This is a genomic window from Lysobacter daejeonensis GH1-9, assembly GCF_000768355.1.
GTDB lineage: Bacteria > Pseudomonadota > Gammaproteobacteria > Xanthomonadales > Xanthomonadaceae > Aerolutibacter > Aerolutibacter daejeonensis.
This window is the reverse complement of record NZ_AVPU01000006.1, coordinates 142158-162002: the sequence shown is the minus strand read 5'-3', so window position 1 is coordinate 162002 and position 19845 is coordinate 142158. Positions and strand designations below refer to the sequence as shown.

Genomic DNA, 19845 nt, shown 5'->3' with positions numbered 1-19845 from the left:
CCGCGGGCTTTCTGCGGGCAGCTGGCCCCTGCGCCTTAAGCGGCGGCGAAGCCTTCGCGCGTGAGGTTGAGCGGCGCACCTTCGGTGCACACCACGTCGTCCTCGATGCGGATGCCGCCATAGGGCTTGAACGCCTCGATACGCGCCCAGTCCACGTCGTTGGCGTGCGCGCCCTGTCGCAGTTCTTCGAGCAGCAGGTCGATGAAGTACAGACCCGGTTCGATGGTGACCACCATGCCCGGCTGCAGCACGCGGGTCAGGCGCAGGTAGGGATGGCCGGCCGGCTTGGGAATCGTGCCGCCGCGGTCGCTCTCGGCAAAGCCCGCCACGTCGTGCACCTGCAGGCCGATGCCGTGGCCGATGCCGTGCGGGAAGAACACGCTGCTCACCCCCGTCTCCACCGCGGCCTCGGGCGAGAGGCGCGTGATGCCGAAGTCGCGCAGGATGCCGGCGATTGCCAGATGCGCGTTTAGGTGCAGCTGCTTGTAGTCGAAGCCGGCCCGCACCTCGTCGCACATGCGCAGTTGCGCGGCGTCCATGGTGTCGATCAGCGTCTGGAACTCGCCGGCGGTGTCGGCGGCGTAGGTGCGCGTGATGTCGCAGGCATAGCCATGGAAACTGGCGCCCGCGTCGATCAGGAAGCTGCGCGAATCGCGCGGCGGCAGACGGTCGCGCTCGGTGTAGTGCAGCACCGCGCCGTGCTCGTTGAGCGCCACGATGTTGCTGTACGGCAGGTCGTTGGCATCCTGGCCGGCAGCCTGGCAATACGCCAGGTGGATGCCGAACTCGCTGGAGCCCGCGCGGAAATTGCGCTCGGCCGCACGGTGCGCGCGCACGCCAATGCGTGTGGCTTCACGCATCAGCGCGACTTCGTAGGGCGTCTTGAACGCGCGGTGGTACTCCAGGTAATCCACAACCACGGGTGGGTTGTTGGGCACGAAATCGCCCAACGCGCTCTGCGGCTCGCCGAGGATGGCGCAGCGCGACGCATCCTTCGGCAGGTGCTGCAACGCCTCTTCCGGCGTGCGGATCACCACGATGTCGAACTGGTCGACCCACCAGCCGCTCGGGGCTTGCGGTACCGCGTGCCAGTAATCGGCCGGCTGCAGGTAAACCAGCTTGGGCTTCTGGCCGGGCGTGGCCACGACCCAGCTGCCCGGGTTGCGGGTGAGTGGCACCCATGCCTTGAATTGCGGGTTGGTCGCGAACGGGTAATCGCGATCGTCGAAGACATGGTAGTGCAGGGTCCCGCTGGGCACGACCAGGTGGTCGTAGCCGCCGCGGGCCAGGGCCTCGCTCGTCCGCGCAGACGTGGTTTGCACGTGCTGCGGGTATAACATCGCGAGATCTTGGATGGTCATGGGGCTTCTCTTGGGGACGTCGAAGGATGTTGACGGATTCTCCACCTCGCCGCGTTCGACGGCCAGTGTCCCCGCGGTGCGCCCGTGGGCCGTGACGGCCTGGGTGTGGAGCCTGACTGCGCTGCTGGCGGGGATCCTGCTGACGGTTGCCATCTCCAGGGAGCAGCAGCGGCGCGTGGACGCCGAGCAGCGCCTGGCCTTTGACGGATTGGCGCAACGCGGCTTCGAGGCCTTGCAGACGCAACTGGAAGCCTGTGGCCTGCTGTCGCGCACGGTGCAGACGCTGTTCATGACCTCCGAGGAGGTCACGGCCCTGGAATTCGAGCACATCTACGAGAACCTGCGCCCGCGGGAGCGATTTCCGAGCCTGCTGGCGTTGACCTATGCCGACCGGCGGATGATGCCGGACGGTGAGCACTTCATCACCACCCGGGTGGTGCCGCTGCAGGGCAACGAACGGGTGATGGGGTTGGACATCGCCCGGCAAGTGCCCAACCTGCGTGCGCTGCGCCGCTCGACCGCCACGGACCAGCCGGCGCTGTCGGCTCCGTTCACCCTGGTGCAGACCGATGCCCTGGGAGGATCGACCGAAGGAGTGACCTTACGCCTGCCCGTGTTCGCCCCCGGCGTGCGTCCGGACACGCCCGCGGAGCGGCGCGACCGATTGCGGGGATCCTTGGCGGTTTCGTTCCGGATCCGCGACCTCATCGAGAGCGCCATCCAGCGCGAAAGCCGTGATGCGTTGCGGGTGCGGGTGTCGGACGTGACCGATGGCCCCGGCCAGATGCTGTTCGACTCCAACTCCCAGCACCGTGCCAGCGCCTCTGCGCCGGCCTTCGACCGGTTGCTGCGTTACGGCGGGCGCGTCTGGCAGGTGCAGATCCAGCCCTTGGACTACCGGCCAGCGGGCTTGGGTTGGCGGGAGTCGGTGTTCTGGCCCGGATTGCTGGCCAGCGTGCTGCTGGCATTGCTGGTGTGGTCACTGGCCACCACGCGGCACCGCGCCCTGCAACTCGGCCTGCGGATGAGCCACCAGTATCGCGAGAGCGAGGAGCGATTCCGCGCGCTCAACGAGCTGTTGCCAGCACTGGTGCTGCTGGCCGATCGCAAGGACGGCCAGATCAGCTATGCCAACCAGGCGGCACGCGCACGATTGGGTCGCGCGCGACTGGGGCAGGGTTTGGCGGCCCTGTTTGAAGACCCGGCGGTCCACGAGCACCTGGTGGCGGCGGGAGGCGATGACGCTGGCACGGTGGAGGTGGCGTTGCGCGATGCGGAAGGTCAGCGGTTCTGGGCCAGCCTGTCGCTGTCGCCGGCCATGCTCGACGAGCATGAGCAGTGGCTCATGGTCGCGACCGACGTCTCGGAGCAGCGCCAGTTGACCGAAATGCTGAGCTACCAGGCCAGCCACGACGGGCTCACGGAACTGTTCAACCGGCGTGAGTTCGAGCGACGCGCGGAGCTGGTCGTCGAGTCGGTGGTGGTCGGCGGCCCGGCTGCGGCGCTGTTCTACATCGACCTCGACCAGTTCAAGCTCATCAATGACACGTCCGGCCACATCGCGGGCGACCAGTTGCTGATCCAGTTGGCGACGTTGATGCACGAACAGTTGCGCGGGGGCGACATCCTGGCGCGCCTGGGCGGTGATGAGTTCGGCGTGCTCGCCTGCCAGGTGGGCGACCGCGAGGGCGCGAGCCTGCTGGCCGAGCGCATCCGCGAGCACATCGATGGATTCGTCTTCGTGTGGGAGCAGAGTACGTACACCATCAGCGCGAGCATTGGCGCGGTCATGATCGACCATCCGGGCTTGACGCTGAAGGATGTGATGGCGCAGGCCGATACCGCGTGCTACCTCGCCAAGGAAGCCGGGCGCAATCGTGTGCACTTCTACTCCGAGCAGGATGACGAGACCACGCGCCGTCGCAGTGAAATGGAGTGGGCCAACCGCCTACGCTGGGCGATCGACGAGGGCCGGCTGCAACTGCAGTACCAAGAGGTGCGCGCGCTCGATCCGTCCGACGGCGGCGAGCCTCGCGTTGAATTGCTGTTGCGCTTCCGCGACGAAGCCGGTCGGCTGGTGGTGCCCGGTGCCTTCATTCCCGCCGCCGAGCGTTACGGCCTCATGCCGATGATCGACCGCTGGGTGATCGAGAATGCGCTGGCCAATTTCGATCGCCTGCATCCCAGCGGCGATGGCCTGGCGCTGGCCACCATCAACGTCTCCGGTGCCAGCCTGGAGGACGAGTCGCTGACCGAGCTGATCCTGCAGTTGCTGCAGCGCTACCGGGTGGCGCCGCAGCGGGTGTGCTTCGAGATCACCGAGACCGTGGCCGTGCGCAACCTGTCGCAGGTGTCGCGCTTCATCGAGCGGTTGCGCGACGCCGGTTGCCGCATCGCGCTGGACGACTTTGGTGCCGGCATGTCCTCGTTCGGGTACCTGAAGAACCTGCCGGTGGACATCATCAAGATCGACGGCAGTTTCATCCGCGACCTGCTGAACGACCCGATGAGCCACGCCATCGTCCGCGCGGTGACCGACATCGGCCACCAGCGCGGCCTGCAGGTGGTGGCCGAATGGGTCGCCAGCGAGGAAATCCTGCAGGCGCTGGTCGCGCTGGGCGTGGACTATGCGCAGGGCTTCGCCCTGCACCAGCCCACCGTGGTGCCGTTCCAGGCGGGCTGATGCCTGACGGGGTCTCAGTGCACGGGGGCCAGCCACCCGCGCAGGCGGGCCTGCGATGCGTCGGTCAGGGTGATGAAGCGGAATCCGGCCCAGGCCTGGCCGGGGGCGCTGGCCAGGTTTTGCCACAGCAGGTGCGCGCCCACTTCAATGGGCTCGCCGCCGTTGCCGTCGGGCAGGTTGAAGCGCAACTGGTACAGCGCGTCGTCGACGAGGCCGCTGCCCGAAATCAGCAGCATGCCGGTTTCCGAGAGATTGCCCAGCCGGCCGATGACGCGGTCGGTCATGGTGTCGACCACGTCGATGTCCTCCGGCGTGGGCTGGCGCGGCGCTCGGCGGAATTCCTCGGTCATTTCGACACCTCGGCGTTTCGGGCAGGGTGGGCGAAGTTGCGCAGGGCCGACAGGGTGGCCTGCCAGGCGCGATCGATCAGGCGACCGCGGGTGGCCGTGACGACCCGGGCCTGGTTTTTCGCCATCATGCGGGCCAGGCTGTCGAGCGTCTGCTCGTCCACGCGCTGGCCGCGCTGGTTGACGAACAGCACGTGCCCGGTGATGGAGCTGAACCAGGCCAATCGCCGGCGGACCACGTCGCCCTGCTGGTTGGTGACGAATTCGAACCAGGTGCCGAAGGGCAGTTGCGACACTTGCTGGAAGCAGGCTTCCTCGGCCTCGTCGCGGGGCGGCAATGGCGCCTTGTCGTTCTGGGCCTGCTCGCCCAGGCGCGCGCGCGCCTTGAGCTTCATCGCCAGTTCGGTCCGTGAGCCCGGGTCCTCGGAGCTCTGCGCGCCCGATGCGCACAGCCGGCCGGCGATAAGGGCCGCCTCTTCGCCGTGGTAGCCGACCAGTCCGAGCCCCTGCATCACGCGCTGCTCCAGCCCCTTCGGCGCAGCGACACCATCGCAGGTGGCCGCGATGATGCTGCGCGTGTCCTCCTGCTGGCGCTGCCAGGCTTCCGAGTCCTCGCCGTTGCGCAACAGGGTCAGGGTCAACACGTCCGTCCACGCCTGGTCCAGCAGGGCATGGGTGAAGCGCGGCAACACGCGCGGGCCAATGAGCTGGTTGAGCACCTCCTTGGCCCGTCGCTTCGAAACCTCCAGCTTCTCCTTGCCGCGCGCGGCTTCGATGTGGCGGCGCTCGCTGACCTCGGCCTTGCGCGCCATGGCATGCAGGTGGTCCTGCAGCGGCTGGTTGGCCGCCGCGAATACCGAGGGGTCGCCACGGTAGTGCTCGACCACGTGGTCGACGGCGCGCTTGAGGTGATCTTCCAACACCGGATCGCGCTCATCGTCGGCGAGCCAGCTGGCGCCGGACTCGGCCACCGCGTTCAGCAACTGCCGCGCGGGGTGGTGGGTGCGTGCGAAGAAGCCGTGGTCCTGCAGGGCCACGCGCAGCAGGGGCACCTGCAGGCGCTCGAGCAGTGAGCTGCTGGAGGATTCTCGGCGGACGTCACGCGCCAGCTCGGCGTACAGCATGCCCAGCAGTTCGATGGCGTCGCTGTCCTCCTGCGACAGGGTGATGGCCTCGCCGTACTTGCGGCGGCCATGGGCAAGCAGGGTCTGGCGCAGGTCCGACAGGCCGGTAGGGCCCGGTCGCGGTGTGCGACTCAGGCTCTGTTGGGCCTCGAGGGCGGCCTGCACGTCGGTCGGCGACATCTGCTGGCGCAGCGGGGGCGAGACCTCGGGGCGCAGCTTGCCGATCAGGTCACTGCGTCCGGCCAGCAATTCCTGCAGCAGCGGGAAGGTGACGCCATCCTCGTCCTTGCCATCGCCGGCGTCCTCGTCTCCCAGCCAACCGGTGTGCGGACGCTGCAGCGCGGGGGCGGGCGGGGTGGCGGCACGTTGGCCCGCCGGCGCCCGTTGCGCGGATGCGGCGGCAGCGACCGGGTTGACCGGGCGCGTGCGCAGCGGCACGTACGACAGGTTGGGCAGCACGCCTTCCTGCGCCAGCAGCCCATTCAATGCTTCCACGAGGTGCGCATAACCGCCCAGCACGTGGGTGTCGAAGCTGTGGAACAACTCCAGCCGCGCTTCCTGGCTGATCTGCAGCACGTGGCTGGCTTCGGCAACGATGCGCGAGAGTTGCTGGGGCCCCACAGGCAGGTATTCGGCTTCGATGGCCGGCGAACCCGCCAGCACGCCGAAGCGCTGACCCAGCAGCAGCAGCGGCAGGCTGCAGCGCGCCTCGTGCCTTACCGACATGGCTCGCAGCGCGCCGGCTTCCGTCACCACCTCGTCTTCGACCAGACGCAGGTGTCCGAATCCGGCCACCGGATGCGGGGCCTCGGCCGCCTTCACCGCCGGCCGACGAATGCCACTGAGCGAGCGTTCCAACTCGTGCAGGAAGCGCGGGATCAGGTCGGACCGGTTGACCCGCACGCTGCGCAGCGTCTCGAAGTGCACGGTCTGCTGGGTCGGATTGCGCGCCTGTTCCGCGTGGCGGAACAGCTGTTCCTCGTAATCGGCCAGCATCCGCTCCAGGCGCCGGGCCAGGTCATCGGACATCAGCGTCAGGACGCGTTCGAGGATGTGCTGGACGCGCGGTGGCAGCCGTGCCGATTCGAGCGTTGACCGCATGGGATGCACTCCCCGGGCTGCATAGGTATCCATGGCTGCACCTGGCCTGTCGAAGTTTCCGAGGCCACGGACCGGCACCACCCCCAACGACCACCGGTCGGATGAATGCGCCAGGTGAAGCCCCCCCTGATGGCCCTTACGTTACACCCACTCGGAACCGGACAGGAGGGCCGTCAGGCAGCTTCGTCCAGGAACAGGCTGACCACGTCGTTGGTGAAACGGCGGCCCAGTTCGGTCGGGCGGACCAGGTCGCCGTCGCGTTCCAGCCAGCCGGCGCTGCAGGCCGCGTCAATGCGCGGGGCGATGTCGGCCGGAGCCAGCCCAGTCCGCGCCGCGAATTCCGCCAGGGCAAACCCGTCCACCAGGCGCAGGGCGTTGAGCATGTATTCGAAGGGGCGCTTTTCCGGTGCAACGCGTTCATCGCCGCCGATGGCCGCGGCGGTGCCCGCGTGTGCCATGTAGGTTGCCGGGTGCTTGTGCTTCCAACGCCGGAGGATGGCCTGCTCGCTGCCCAGCGTCAGCTTGCCGTGGGCGCCGGCACCGATGCCCAGGTAGTCGCCGTAGCGCCAGTAGTTCAGGTTGTGGTCGCAGCGCCGTCCCGCTTGGGAATAGGCGCTGACCTCGTACTGCGCGTAGCCCGCGTCGGCCAGCAAGGCCTGGCAATGCTCCTGTATGTCCCAGCTGGCATCGTCATCGGGGATGCCGGCCGGGGGGCGTGCGGCGAACACCGTGTTCGGCTCCAGCGTCAGCTGGTAGTGCGACACATGCGTGGGCCGCAGGGCGAAGGCGCGCTGCAGGTCCTGTTCGGCCATCGACAGGCTCTGGCCGGGCAGGGCATACATCAGGTCGAGGTTGATGTTGTCGAAGCCGGCATCCTGCGCCAGCTTGATCGCGGCCTCCGCCTCGGCGCTGTCATGGATGCGACCCAGTCGCTGCAGACAGCCGTCGTCGAAGCTCTGCACACCGAAGCTGAGACGGTTGATGCCCGCCGCGCGGTAGCCCTCGAAGCGGCCGTGCTCGGCGGTGCCGGGGTTGGTCTCCAGCGTGATCTCGCAGCCGGGCGCGAAGCGCAGGCGCGCGCTGGCGCCCTGCAGGAAGCGGTCGATGGCCTCCGGCGGCATCAAGCTGGGCGTGCCGCCACCGAAGAACACGGTGCGCACGTTGCGGCCCCAGACCAGCGGCAGGTCGTGGTCTAGGTCGGCCAGCAACGCGTCCACGTAGGCCTCGAAGAGCGGTGCGCCGCGCCGCTCGTGCGAATTGAAGTCGCAGTACGGACATTTGCGCACGCACCACGGGATGTGGACGTACAGAGACAGCGGCGGGGTAGTCAGCATCATCTGCTTATTGTCCCACCCCGGCAGGGTGGTTGCCGGCCGTTTCAGCGCGGGCGCAGCGGGTCGTTCAGCGACAGCGTCCGCAGCCGGGCCTTGAGCTCCGCCAGGGCCTGGCCGCGGTGGCTCACGCGGTTCTTGGTGGCCGCGTCGAGTTCGGCCGCGGAGAGCCCGGACGCCGGATCGAGGAACACCGGGTCGTAGCCAAAACCGCCGTCTCCACGACGGGCGTGCAGTACGCGGCCGTGCCAGCGGCCCTCGACCACCAGCGGCTGCGGGTCGTCGGCCGCGCGCAGCAGCACCAGCACCGCATGGAAGTGGGCGGTGCGTGCCTCGTCCGGAACGCCTTCGAGCGCGCCCAGCAGCTTGTCGATGTTGGCCTGGGCGCCGGCCCCCGGCCCCGCGTAGCGGGCGGAGTACAGCCCGGGGGCGCCGTTCAGTGCGTCCACGCACAGCCCGGAGTCGTCGGCCAATGCCGGCAGGCCGGTGGCCTGCGCCGCGTGCCGAGCCTTGATCAGCGCATTCTCGATGAAGGTGAGTCCGGTTTCGGGTACGTCATCAACGCCCAGGCTCCCCTGCGTGACGAGCGTGAAGCCCTCGTCGCCGAGGAGCGCGTTGAGCTCGGCAAGCTTGCCCGGGTTGCTGGAGGCGAGGACCCATTTCATTCGAGGCTCCAGCGCGGTGGACTCAGCCCGCCAGCGCCGCGCGCTGCATGTCCACCAGGCGGGCAATGCCGGTCTCGGCCAGCGCCGTCATCGCCTGGAGCTCCTCGCGGCGGAACGCATGGCCCTCGGCGGTGCCCTGCACCTCGATGAAGCCGCCACCGTCGTTCATCACCACGTTCATGTCGGTGTCGCAGTCGCTGTCCTCGGCGTAATCCAAATCCAGCACGGGCACGCCCCGGTAGACGCCAACCGACACCGCCGCCACCGCGCCGAAGATGGGGTCGCGGGTGATCTCCTTCCGCGACTGCAGCCAGCGCACCGCATCGACCAACGCCACGTAGGCGCCGGTGATCGCCGCGGTGCGGGTGCCGCCGTCGGCCTGCAGCACGTCGCAGTCCAGGGTGATGGTGCGCTCGCCCAGCAGCTTGCGGTCCACGCAGGCGCGCAGGGAGCGGCCGATCAGGCGCTGGATTTCCAACGTGCGCCCGCCCTGCTTGCCGCGCGCGGCTTCGCGATCGCTGCGGGTATTGGTGGCACGCGGCAACATGCCGTACTCGGCGGTGACCCAGCCTTCGCCCTTGCCGCGCAGGAACGCCGGCACCTTGTTGTCAACGCTGGCCGTGCACAGCACGCGGGTGTCGCCGAAGCTGACCAGCACCGAACCCTCGGCGTGGCGCGTGTAGCCGCGCTCGATGCGCACCTCGCGCAGCTGGTCGGGGGCGCGGCCGCTGGGCCGGGTGACGCCTTGCGGCAGGGAGCTGGTCATCGGCGCGATTACCGGGATTGGGGCCGGCGAGTTTACCATTCGCCCCTCGCCGGCCCGGTTCCGGACAGGACAACCGCATGATCCGCAGCATGACTGCCTTCGCCAGCGGCGAACGCGACACCGAATGGGGCACGCTTTCGTGCGAGTTGCGTTCGGTCAACCACCGCTTCCTCGAGATCGGCGTGCGCCTGCACGACGAGCTGCGCACGATGGAGCCCGCCCTGCGCGAACGCGTCGCCGCCCGCATCGCGCGCGGCAAGCTGGACCTGACCGTGCGCCTGCGCACGCCGGAGGGCGAGGGTGCGTTGCAGGTGAATGCAGAGCGCATCGGCGAGCTGTCCGAGCTGGCGCTGAAGATGTCCTCGCGGTTCCCCGCGCTGCGCACCGACTTCACCGACCTGCTGCAGTTCCCCGGCGTGCTGCAGGCCAAGGCTGCCGACCCGGCGGTGCTGCAGGCCGAGGCGCTGGCGCTGCTGGAGGCGGTACTGGACGAGTTCGTCGCCGCGCGCGAACGTGAGGGCGCCAAGCTGGCCGCCGTGATCATCGAACGCGTGGACGGTATCGCTGCAATTACCGGTGAAGTGCGCGAACTGATGCCGGTGATCCGCGCCGGCCAGCGCGCAAAGCTGCAGGCGCGCCTCTCCGAGCTGGTCCAGCCCGCCGACCCTGGCCGGTTGGAGCAGGAGCTGGTGATGTGGCTGCAGAAACTAGATGTGGAAGAGGAGCTTGATCGCCTCAATGCCCACGTCGGCGAGGCTCGCCGCGTACTCAAGCTGAAGGAGGCAGTCGGCCGCCGGCTTGACTTCCTGCTGCAGGAATTCAACCGCGAGGCGAACACGTTGGGCTCCAAGTCGGTGGATGCCCGTACGTCGACTGCGGCTATCGAACTCAAGGTCCTGATTGACCAGGTCCGCGAACAGATCCAGAACATCGAATGACCATGCGCGGAACCCTGTTCATCGTCGCGGCGCCCTCGGGCGCCGGCAAGTCGAGCATCGTCAATGCGGTGCTCGCACGCGACCCCAATATCGCCCTGTCGATCTCGTTCACCTCGCGCAAGCCGCGCCCGGGCGAGCGCCATGCCGAGCATTACCACTTCGTCAGCGCCGAGGAATTCGAGGGCATGGTCGCCGCCGGCGACTTCTTCGAGCATGCGTTGGTGCATGGCGACTGGAAGGGCACCGCCCGCCAGTCCGTGGAGCCGCAACTCAATGCCGGCAAGGACGTGCTGCTGGAGATCGACTGGCAGGGCGCGCGCCAGGTGCGGGACAAGGTTCCGGGCGCGGTCAGCGTGTTCATCCTGCCGCCGTCGCGCGAGGCGCTGGACCAGCGCATGCGCGCCCGCGGCCAGGACTCGGAAGAGGTGATCCAGCAGCGGTTGGCCGCCGCCCGCGAGGAGATGTCGCACTACGGCGAGTTCGACTATGTGATCGTCAATGAGCACTTCGCCACCGCGGTGGACGAGATGTGTGCTGTGTTCGTTGCCAGCCGGCTGCGCCGCGAGCAGCAGGTGGCACGCCATGGGCGGCTGATCACCACGCTGTTGGCGGACTGAGGCCACTGCGGGCGCGGCGGGGCTGCCCGCAGTGAGGGTTGCTCAGCCCGTAAATTGCCCGCTTCCGCCGGGAGTGGGGCATGACTGGAGGAAAAGCGCTTCTGAAACAACGGGTTGTGCTGGCGACTCGGTGCCCCGTATAATCCTCGGTCCCACCGCGTTTGTATGGACGGCCCTCGGCCGCCAGGAGCCCCATGGCCCGCATCACCGTTGAAGATTGCCTGGAAGTGGTCAACAACCGCTTCGAACTCGTCATGATGGCCGCCAAGCGCGCCCGCCAGCTGGCCAACGGCGTCGAGCCGCAGCTGGACAACAGCGAGTCCAACGACAAGCCGACCGTGCTTGCCCTGCGTGAGATCGCCGCGCGCCGGATCGATCCCGAGTACATCGACGCCGTCGAGAAGGCCGAGCGCGAGCGCAAGGAACGCGAGGCGCTGGAATGGGCCGCGGCTGAAGTCGTGGCCGACGACGACATGTCCAAGGGCGACGACTGAGTCCCCTTCGCGCGCGCTCCGTGCGCGTGCCAGTACCTGCGGCCCCGCCTGTGCGGGGCCGCGTCGTTTCCGTCGTTCAGGTACGCGTTGCCGCCTTGCGTTGCGCCGCGTAGATTGCCTGCATGAACCCTCGCGAGACCGCCATCCGTCCGGCCCCGACGCCTGCGTCCCATGACGCCGGCGTGCCGGACTACGTGCGCGATCTCGAGCGGGTGGCGGCCTATCTGCCGCCGGACCAGTTGGGCCTGCTGCGGCGCGCGTGGGTGGTGGGCGCGGCCGCGCATGCGGGCCAGACGCGCAAGTCCGGCGAGCCCTACATCACCCATCCGGTGGCCGTGGCGCAGGTGCTGGCGGAGCAGGGGCTGGACGTGGAAACCCTGGTCGCGGCGATCCTGCACGACACCATCGAGGACACGCCGCTGACCTACGACGGCCTGGTCGCCGAGTTCGGCGACACCGTGGCCGAACTGGTGGATGGCGTCACCAAGCTGGACAAGCTGCAATTCCGCGACCGACAGGAAGCGGCCGCCGAAAGCTTCCGCAAGATGCTGTTGGCGATGGCGCGCGACCTGCGCGTGATCCTCATCAAGCTGGCCGATCGCCTGCACAACATGCGCACCCTGGGCGCACAGAGCAGCGAGGCGCGCGAACGCATCGCCCGTGAAACCCTGGAGATCTACGCACCCATCGCCCAGCGACTGGGCATGAACCTGATCAAGGCCGAACTCCAGGACCTGGGCTTCCGCGCCCTGCATCCGTGGCGGCACGCGGTAATCGAGAAGCGGATCCGCACCCAGCCAGTGGTTCGCCGCGAGGCCCTGGTGCAGATCGAGGCCACCCTGGCCCAGCGACTGGCCAAGGAAAAACTCATCAACCGCCTGGTCAGCCGGGTGAAGTCGCCGTGGAGCATCTACAGCAAGATGCGCGCCGAGCACAAGAACTTCGCCCAGGTGATGGACGTGTTCGGCTTCCGCATCGTGCTGCGCGGCGTGGCCGACTGTTACCACGCGCTGGGCGTGGTGCATGCCGCCTACAAACCGCTGGATGCGCGCTTCCGCGACTTCATCGCCATCCCCAAGGCCAACGGTTACCAGTCGCTGCACACCGTGCTGTTTGGCCCGTATGGCTCGCCCATCGAGGTGCAGATCCGCACCGAGGAAATGGACCTGATCGCCGAGCGCGGCATCGCCGCGCACTGGTCCTACAAGCACGGCAGCGAAGGATCGGCCAGCGCGCAGAACCGCGCGCAGAGCTGGATCACCGGCCTGGTGGAGGCCCAGCACGCAACTGGCTCGTCGCTGGAGTTCCTGGAGAACGTCAAGGTCGACCTCTTCCCCGACGAGGTGTACCTGTTCACGCCCAAGGGCGACATCCTGGCGCTGCCGCGAAATTCCACCGCGCTGGATTTCGCCTACGCGGTGCACACTGACGTGGGCAACCGCGCGGTCGCCGCGCGCGTGGATGGCAAGCTGGTGCCACTGCGCAGCAAGCTGGCCAGCGGCCAGCGCGTGGAGATCATCACCGCCAAGTCGTCCGCGCCCAAGCCGCAATGGCTGGAGTTTGTTGTGTCGGGCAAGGCGCGCACCTCGATCCGCCAACAGCTGAAGCAACTGGAGCATGAGGACGCCGTGCAGCTCGGCCACCGCATGCTCGACCGCGCGCTGGAGGTGTTGGAGACGTCGCTGGAGCGCGTGCCGACGGTGCGCATGGATGCCTACCTGGCCGAACAGCGCTACGCGCGCCTCGAGGCCTTGCTGGCCGACATCGCACTGGGCAATCGCATGCCCGCGCAGGTCGCGCAGGCCCTGGTGCGCACGGCCCCAGATAAGCTCGAACGTCGCGAGGTACGCGCGCCGTCAGCGGAAGACCGGATCCTCATCACCGGCCGCGAGCGCGGGGTGATCAGCTTCGCCAACTGCTGCCTGCCGGTGCCCGGCGACGAGATCATGGGCTACCACACCGCCGGCAAGGGCATCGTCGTGCACCGGCTCGATTGCCCCAACGTGGTGGAATACCGCAAGTCGCCGGACCGCTGGGTGTCCATCGGCTGGGACCGCAAGGTGGAAGGCGATTTCGGGGCCGCGCTCAAGATCGAAGTGGACAACCGCCCCGGTGCGCTGGCCCAGGTGGCCGCAGCCATTGCCGAGGCCGACTCCAACATCGACCGCGTCGAGTACCTGGAGCGCGATTCCAACCTGGCGGTGATGCGGTTCGGCGTTGAAGTGCGCGACCGCCGCCACCTGGCCGACGTGATGCGCCGCGTGCGCCGGCTGGGCGTGGTGCTGGGCATCCAGCGCTTCTGAGTCGGGGCGCGCCTTGGCGGCCCGTCCGCTAAACTGGGGCATTGCACGCTGTGTCCCCAGGAGCCCCCATGTCCCGCCAGATCATCCACACCGACAAGGCCCCCGCCGCCATCGGCCCGTATTCGCAGGCCGTGCGCGCCGGCAACACCGTGTACCTGTCCGGCCAGATCCCGCTCGACCCGGCCACCGGCCTGGTGGTCGAAGGCGGCATCGACGCGCAGGCGCGCCGCGCCTTCGACAACCTCGTCGCCGTCTGCGAAGCCGCGGGCGGTTCGCTGGAGAAGATCGTGCGCCTCGGCCTGTACCTCACCGACCTGGGTGAGTTCGCCACGGTCAACGCGGTGATGGGCGAGTACTTCAACGCACCGTTCCCCGCGCGCTCCACCATCGAAGTGTCCGGCCTGCCGCGTGGCGTGCTGTTCGAGGTCGATGCGGTGATGGTGCTGGACTGAGACGCCTACGCGCCACCTGAGGGATGCCCCGCGCTGCCCGACCCGCGCCCGCACTCGCCGTCATCGGTGAAACGCCGCTGACGGCATTGCCCGGCTGTGGGCCCAAGGTGGCGGAGAAGCTGGCGGCGCGTGGCCTGCTCCTGTTGCAGGACCTGTGGCTGCAACTGCCGCGACAGTACGAAGACCGCACCCGCCTCACGACGATCGCCGCGCTACAGCCCGGCGTGGCGGCGCAGGTGGAAGGCCGGGTGGAAGCGGTGGACCGTGGCTTCCGCTACCGGCCGATGCTCCGCGTCGCGCTGGGCGATGAATCACGGGGCACCCTGGTGCTGCGGTTCTTCCATTTTCGCGCCGCGCAGGTGGCGCAGTTCCGACCCGGCGTCCGCGTGCGCTGCTACGGCACCCCGCGGCCGGGGCAACACGGGTTGGAGATCGTCCATCCCAGCTACCGCGTAGTGGGCGACGCCGACGATGCGCTGGGTGACTCACTCGATCCCGTGTACCCGGCGGTCGAGGGCATCGGCCCGGCAACCCTGCGCCGGCTGATCGGGCTGGCCCTGGATCGACTGCCCGAGGCGGCTGCCCTGGAGCTGCTGCCCGAGCGCCTGCGCACCGAGCTGCAATTGCCCACGCTGCGCGAGGCCCTGCTCACCGTGCACCGACCGCCGCCCGACGCCGACGTGGCGGCGCTGCTGGCCGGCACACATCCGGCGCAGCGACGCTTGGCGCTGGAGGAACTGCTGGCCCATCACCTGAGCCTGCGCCGCCAGCGCATCGCGCAGCAGGCGCATGCGGCCGTGGTGCTGCGCGATATGGCGCTGGCCGAGCGCCTGTGCGCGTCACTGCCGTTTGCACTGACCGGGGCGCAGCAGCGCGTGTTCGCCCAGATCCGTGCCGACCTCGCGCGGCCCTCGCCGATGTTGCGGCTGGTGCAGGGCGATGTCGGCTCCGGCAAGACGGTCGTGGCCGCGATGGCCGCGATGATGGCCGTCGCGGCGGGGCGACAGGCCGCGCTGATGGCACCGACCGAACTGCTGGCCGAGCAGCACCTCACGAACCTGCGTGGCTGGCTGGAGCCATTGGCTGTCAACGTGGCTTGGTTGGCAGGCAAGGTCACCGGACGCGCGCGCGCCAAGGTGCTCGAGGCGGTGGCGTCCGGCGGGGCGCAGGTGGTGGTGGGCACGCATGCGCTCATGCAGGAAGGCGTGGCGTTCCGTGACCTGGCCTTGGCCATCGTCGACGAACAACACCGCTTCGGCGTGCACCAGCGCCTCGCGCTGCGCGACAAGGGCGCAGGCGTCCTGGCCGATGGCGTACGCGATCGCATCCAGGTCGTGCCACACCAGCTGGTGATGACCGCCACGCCCATTCCGCGCACGCTGGCGATGGCTGCCTATGCCGACCTGGACGTGTCGGCCATCGACGAGCTGCCACCCGGCCGCACGCCGGTGCAGACCGTCGCGCTCGGCGCGGAGCGACGCCCTGACCTGGTCGAACGCATCCGCAAGGCCTGTGCCGAAGGTCGCCAGGCCTACTGGGTCTGCACGTTGATCGACGACAGCGACGAGGTCGTGGCGCAGGCCGCGCAGACGACGTACGAAGAGCTCGGTCGCCAGCTTCCCGCGCTGCGCGTCGGCCTGGTGCACGGACGCATGAAGGTTGCCGACAAGCAGACCACCATGCTCGCGTTCAAGCGTGGCGAGATCGACCTGCTGGTGGCCACCACCGTCATCGAAGTGGGCGTGGACGTGCCCAACGCCTCGCTGATGATCATCGAGAACGCCGAGCGGTTGGGCTTGGCGCAGTTGCACCAGTTGCGCGGGCGGGTAGGGCGCGGCAGTGCCGCGTCCAGCTGCGTGCTGCTGTACCAGCCGCCGCTGTCGCAGCTCGCCCGGCAACGGCTGGAGACCATGCGCGAGACGAACGACGGCTTCGTCATCGCCGAGAAGGATCTTGAACTACGAGGGCCCGGCGAAATCCTCGGCACCCGCCAGACTGGACTGGCGGCCTTCCGCGTGGCCGACCTCGCGCGCGATGCTGACCTGCTGCCGCGCGTGCAGGCACTGGGCGAGCGGCTGTTGGCCGAGTCGCCCGACATTGCCGAGCGCATCGTCGCGCGCTGGGTAGGCGGCGCCGCGCGCTACGCCTCGGCTTGATTCCAACTGGATATGCGCATAATCCCCACATGACCGACACGATTCCGCTGCTCATCGATACCGATCCCGGCGTGGACGACGCGCTGGCCCTGCTGATGGCCTTCAACGATCCGCGCCACCGCGTGGTAGGCCTCACCGTTGCCGCGGGCAACGTCGGCCTGCGCCACACCGTGGCCAACGCGCTCAAGCTGTGCGAAGTCGCCGGCGTCGACGTGCCGGTGTTCGCCGGTTGCACCTCGCCGCTGGTGCACGAGGCCGAGGATGCCGCGCATGTGCACGGCGCCGATGGCTTTGGTGACGTGGGCTACGTGCCCGCCGCCGCGCAGGCGCAGGCCGAACACGCCGCGCTGGCCATCCTGCGCCTGTCGCACGAGCACGCCGGTCGGCTGCTGCTGGTGGCGCTGGGGCCGCTGACCAACCTCGCCCTGGCGCTGCGCCTGGACCCGACGCTGCCGCAGCGTGTGGCGCGTCTGGTGGTGATGGGCGGCGCGGTCACTGCGCACGGCAACATCACCCCCGCCGCCGAGTTCAACATCGCCTTCGACCCCGAAGCCGCGCACGTGGTGTTCAGCGCGTTCCCGCACCTCGACCTGGCCGACTGGGAGGCGACCATCGCCCACGGCCTGCTGCACGACGACGTGGTGGGCTGGCTACGCGTGGACTCGCCGCGCGCGCGCTTCTACGACGCCATCTCGCGCAAGACCCGCGAATGGTCCGCGGACCGGCGCGGCGCCTACTGGCATTCGGCCGACGCCCTGGCCATGGCCTTCGCACTGCAGCCCGACGGCGCCGTCGAGCAGGTGGAGCGGCCGGTGGTGGTGGAGTTGGAAGGGCGCCACACCCGCGGCGCCACGGTGGTCGACTGGAACCGCCAGACCGGACGCTCCGACAATGCCCGCGTGCTGCTGCGCTACGACCAGGAGCGTTTCCAAGGCCTGATCCGGGCCGCCCTGGCGGCCGGCTGATCTGAGGGGTTGCCCACGGCGTCATCGCGGGCTACAATGCCGCTCTTTCCTGTTTAGCTACTGGTGTGAGCCATGAAGGCCGGCATTCATCCCGATTACCGCGAAGTCGTCTTCCAGGACGTCACCACCGATTACCAGATTCTGACCCGCTCGACGCTCGGCTCCAAGGAGACGATCAAGTGGGAAGACGGTAACGAGTACCCGCTGATCAAGGTCGATATTTCCTCGGCCTCGCACCCGTTCTACACGGGCAAGCACAAGATCGTGGATACCAGCGGCCGCGTGGACAAGTTCCGCAAGCGCTACGGCAAGTAATCGCCGTCGCTCCGCAATGCCAGACGGCCGCCTCCGGGCGGCCGTTTGCATTTCCGGCCATACGCCAAATACGCGCCGCGAACGGAATGCACACGCTTCGGCCTGACTAAAGTCAGAGTCCGGACTCTGGGACGTTGTGCGATAATTCACGATTGCAAGGCCGAACCGGTTGGACGCATGCCGCCGGGTCGGACCTGCTCCCTTCCCCCTTACGTGCCGCGGTGCTCCCGTGGTGCGCAGACCGAGGAGTGCTTCGTGTCCGATAACAAGTCTGGCCTGGACCAGGTCACCCTTGCCGCTGGCGACAAGACCGTCGTCCTGCCCGTGCAGCACCCGACCCTGGGCGCGCCCTGCATCGACATCGCCAAGCTGCCCAAGGAAACCGGTTGCTTCACCTACGACCCGGGCTTCGGCGCCACGGCCAGCTGCAAGTCGGCCATCACCTACATCGACGGCGACGCCGGCGTGCTGCTGTACCGCGGCTACCCGATCGAACAGCTGGCCGAGAAGTCGAGCTTCCTCGAAGTCGCCTACCTGCTGATGCACGGTGAGCTGCCGACCAAGGAGCAGTTCTCCTCGTTCGAGCACGAGGTCACGCATCACACGATGATGCACGAGGCCTTCCGCACCTTCCTGTACGGCTTCCGCCACGACGCGCACCCGATGGCCATGCTCACCGGCATGCTCGGTTCGCTGGCCAGCTTCTACCACAACGACCTTGACCTCGAGGACCCGGAGCAGCGCCGCCTGGCCGCGATCCGCCTGATCGCCAAGATCCCGACGATCGCCGCCGCCTGCTACCGCTACTCCATCGGCTGGCCGATCCGTTACCCGAAGAACAACCTCGAATACACCACGCGCTTCCTGCACATGATGAAGGAAGTGCCGTCGGAACCGTTGGAGCTCAGCCCGATGGCCGCCAAGGCCATGGACCTGCTGTTCATCCTGCACGCCGACCACGAGCAGAACGCCTCGACCTCGACCGTGCGCCTGGTCGGTTCGACCGGGGCCAACCCGTACGTCAGCGTGGCTGCCGGCGTGGCCGCGCTGTGGGGGCCCGCCCACGGCGGTGCCAACGAAGCCGTGCTCAAGATGCTGGAAGAGATCGGCCGTCCGGAGAACGTGGGTTCGGCGATCGCCAAGGCCAAGGACAAGGAGTCGGGTTTCCGCCTGATGGGCTTCGGCCACCGCGTCTACAAGAACTTCGACCCGCGCGCCAAGATCATCCGCGAGATGACCCACAAGGTGCTGGGCGAGCTGGGCATCAACGACCCGCTGCTCGAGGTTGCGATGAAGCTCGAGGAGGCTGCGCTGAAGGACGAGTACTTCGTGCAGCGCAAGCTCTACCCGAACGTCGACTTCTACTCGGGCATCATCTACAAGGCGCTGGGCATCCCGACCGAGATGTTCACGGTCATGTTCGCCATCGCCCGCACCGCCGGCTGGGTCAGCCACTGGCTGGAGCAGCAGACCGATCCGGAAGCCCGCATCGGCCGTCCGCGCCAGATCTACACCGGCTCGCCGGTCCGCGATTACGTGGGCTTCGACCAGCGCTGATCCGCATGGAGCAACCGCTGTCCGGCGCACGCGCCGACGCAATGATGGAGCCGCGGCCTCGCCGCGGCTTCGTCGTTTTCAAGTGGTTGATGTACACGCTGCTGGCTGGCGACGTGGTGCTGTACGCGCTGTTCGGACGCCTGACCGAGCTGGTGGATACGACGGCCTGGCTGGTGTTGCTGATGCTGTTCGAGTGGGAGACCGGCGGCTGGCCGCTGCCAGCGCGTTGGCGTTCGTCGCTGCATGGTGTGCGTGCGATTGCCGCGTTGGCGGTGCTGGTGGCCTGCGTCGGCTATGCGTTGGAACGGCAATGGCTCGACTTCGCCAACGAGATGGTGTGGCTCGGCATCGTGGCATTGCTGGAATTGGAGGTACGACTGCCGGCAGGGGGCGTGCGGTTGCATCGTGGGCGCCGCGCGTGCGCAGTCGTGCTCTATGTGACCCTCGTCGGTTTCCTGCTTGCGTGGGCGATCCAAGGCGCCACTGGGCCCGAACCGTTGCACGCCTGGCTGGATGCCTGGGATGCGCTGCTGTGGCTGTCGGCGTTCGTAGTGATCGAGCTCAACGTGTTCGGCTACGCCAGACACCGGCGCGGCAGGCGCCTCCTGGCCTGACTACAGCAACAAAGGCCTACCGTGAGAGAGGTGCCATGACACTGGGCGATCAGTCG

The 19845-nt window shown here is 68.3% G+C and carries 17 protein-coding genes; 11 read left to right on the top strand and 6 right to left on the bottom strand.

The window, feature by feature from the left end; all coding sequences use genetic code 11:
* Window positions 1–35: 35 nt before the first annotated feature.
* On the bottom strand, window positions 36–1361 hold the full coding sequence (gene pepQ / locus N800_RS05595; protein ID WP_036135674.1) for a Xaa-Pro dipeptidase: 1326 nt from the start codon (window positions 1359–1361) through the stop codon (window positions 36–38).
* A 10-nt stretch (window positions 1362–1371) separates the two neighbouring features.
* On the opposite strand from pepQ, the gene N800_RS05590 reads away from it, so the two are divergent.
* Window positions 1372–4044 (top strand): bifunctional diguanylate cyclase/phosphodiesterase, encoded by a 2673-nt coding sequence (locus tag N800_RS05590; RefSeq protein ID WP_232227547.1) that lies wholly within the window; start codon window positions 1372–1374, stop codon window positions 4042–4044.
* A gap of 14 nt (window positions 4045–4058) precedes the next feature.
* On the opposite strand, the gene N800_RS05585 is transcribed toward N800_RS05590, so the two are convergent.
* The 5 genes from N800_RS05585 to rph form a co-directional block, all read right to left on the bottom strand.
* On the bottom strand, window positions 4059–4394 hold the full coding sequence (locus tag N800_RS05585; RefSeq protein ID WP_036135672.1) for a PilZ domain-containing protein: 336 nt from the start codon (window positions 4392–4394) through the stop codon (window positions 4059–4061).
* Window positions 4391–6616, bottom strand: coding sequence for a DUF1631 domain-containing protein (locus N800_RS05580; RefSeq protein WP_052107952.1), 2226 nt, complete (start codon window positions 6614–6616; stop codon window positions 4391–4393). Before N800_RS05580 ends, N800_RS05585 begins: the two co-directional genes overlap by 4 nt.
* 173 nt (window positions 6617–6789) lie before the next feature.
* Entirely contained in the window at window positions 6790–7953 is a 1164-nt protein-coding gene (gene hemW / locus N800_RS05575; protein ID WP_036135670.1) for a radical SAM family heme chaperone HemW, read from the bottom strand.
* 41 nt (window positions 7954–7994) lie between these two features.
* Window positions 7995–8612 (bottom strand): RdgB/HAM1 family non-canonical purine NTP pyrophosphatase, encoded by a 618-nt coding sequence (gene rdgB / locus N800_RS05570; RefSeq protein WP_036135669.1) that lies wholly within the window; start codon window positions 8610–8612, stop codon window positions 7995–7997.
* Window positions 8613–8634: 22 nt separating this feature from the next.
* Window positions 8635–9378 (bottom strand): ribonuclease PH, encoded by a 744-nt coding sequence (rph, locus tag N800_RS05565; protein ID WP_036135668.1) that lies wholly within the window; start codon window positions 9376–9378, stop codon window positions 8635–8637.
* Window positions 9379–9455: 77 nt separating this feature from the next.
* On the opposite strand from rph, the gene N800_RS05560 reads away from it, so the two are divergent.
* The 10 genes from N800_RS05560 (at window position 9456) to N800_RS05515 (ending at window position 19789) form a co-directional block, all read left to right on the top strand.
* Entirely contained in the window at window positions 9456–10316 is an 861-nt protein-coding gene (locus N800_RS05560) for a YicC/YloC family endoribonuclease (protein ID WP_036135667.1), read from the top strand.
* A 2-nt stretch (window positions 10317–10318) separates the two neighbouring features.
* The gene (gene gmk / locus N800_RS05555) at window positions 10319–10933 is read left to right on the top strand and encodes a guanylate kinase (protein ID WP_036135771.1); all 615 of its coding nucleotides are present in this window, start codon (window positions 10319–10321) and stop codon (window positions 10931–10933) included.
* A gap of 194 nt (window positions 10934–11127) precedes the next feature.
* Window positions 11128–11427, top strand: a complete 300-nt coding sequence (gene rpoZ, locus N800_RS05550; protein WP_036135665.1) for a DNA-directed RNA polymerase subunit omega — start codon at window positions 11128–11130, stop codon at window positions 11425–11427.
* Window positions 11428–11549: 122 nt separating this feature from the next.
* Entirely contained in the window at window positions 11550–13730 is a 2181-nt protein-coding gene (locus N800_RS05545) for a RelA/SpoT family protein (protein ID WP_036135662.1), read from the top strand.
* Window positions 13731–13798: 68 nt separating this feature from the next.
* Window positions 13799–14182 carry a RidA family protein gene (locus N800_RS05540; protein ID WP_036135660.1) on the top strand — a complete coding sequence of 128 codons (384 nt, stop codon included), beginning with the start codon at window positions 13799–13801 and terminating at the stop codon, window positions 14180–14182.
* A 23-nt stretch (window positions 14183–14205) separates the two neighbouring features.
* Window positions 14206–16338 (top strand): ATP-dependent DNA helicase RecG, encoded by a 2133-nt coding sequence (gene recG / locus N800_RS05535; RefSeq protein ID WP_036135656.1) that lies wholly within the window; start codon window positions 14206–14208, stop codon window positions 16336–16338.
* A 29-nt stretch (window positions 16339–16367) separates the two neighbouring features.
* Window positions 16368–17303: a nucleoside hydrolase gene (locus N800_RS05530; RefSeq protein WP_036135653.1), complete on the top strand. Its 936-nt coding sequence runs from the start codon at window positions 16368–16370 to the stop codon at window positions 17301–17303.
* Between the two features lie 72 nt (window positions 17304–17375).
* Complete coding sequence (locus N800_RS05525) at window positions 17376–17618, top strand: type B 50S ribosomal protein L31 (RefSeq protein ID WP_036135651.1); 243 nt, start codon at window positions 17376–17378, stop codon at window positions 17616–17618.
* Between the two features lie 255 nt (window positions 17619–17873).
* On the top strand, window positions 17874–19175 hold the full coding sequence (locus tag N800_RS05520; protein ID WP_036135769.1) for a citrate synthase: 1302 nt from the start codon (window positions 17874–17876) through the stop codon (window positions 19173–19175).
* A gap of 5 nt (window positions 19176–19180) precedes the next feature.
* A complete protein-coding gene (locus tag N800_RS05515) occupies window positions 19181–19789 on the top strand; it encodes a hypothetical protein (protein ID WP_036135648.1) in 609 nt (202 codons plus the stop codon).
* The last annotated feature ends 56 nt before the right edge of the window (window positions 19790–19845 follow it).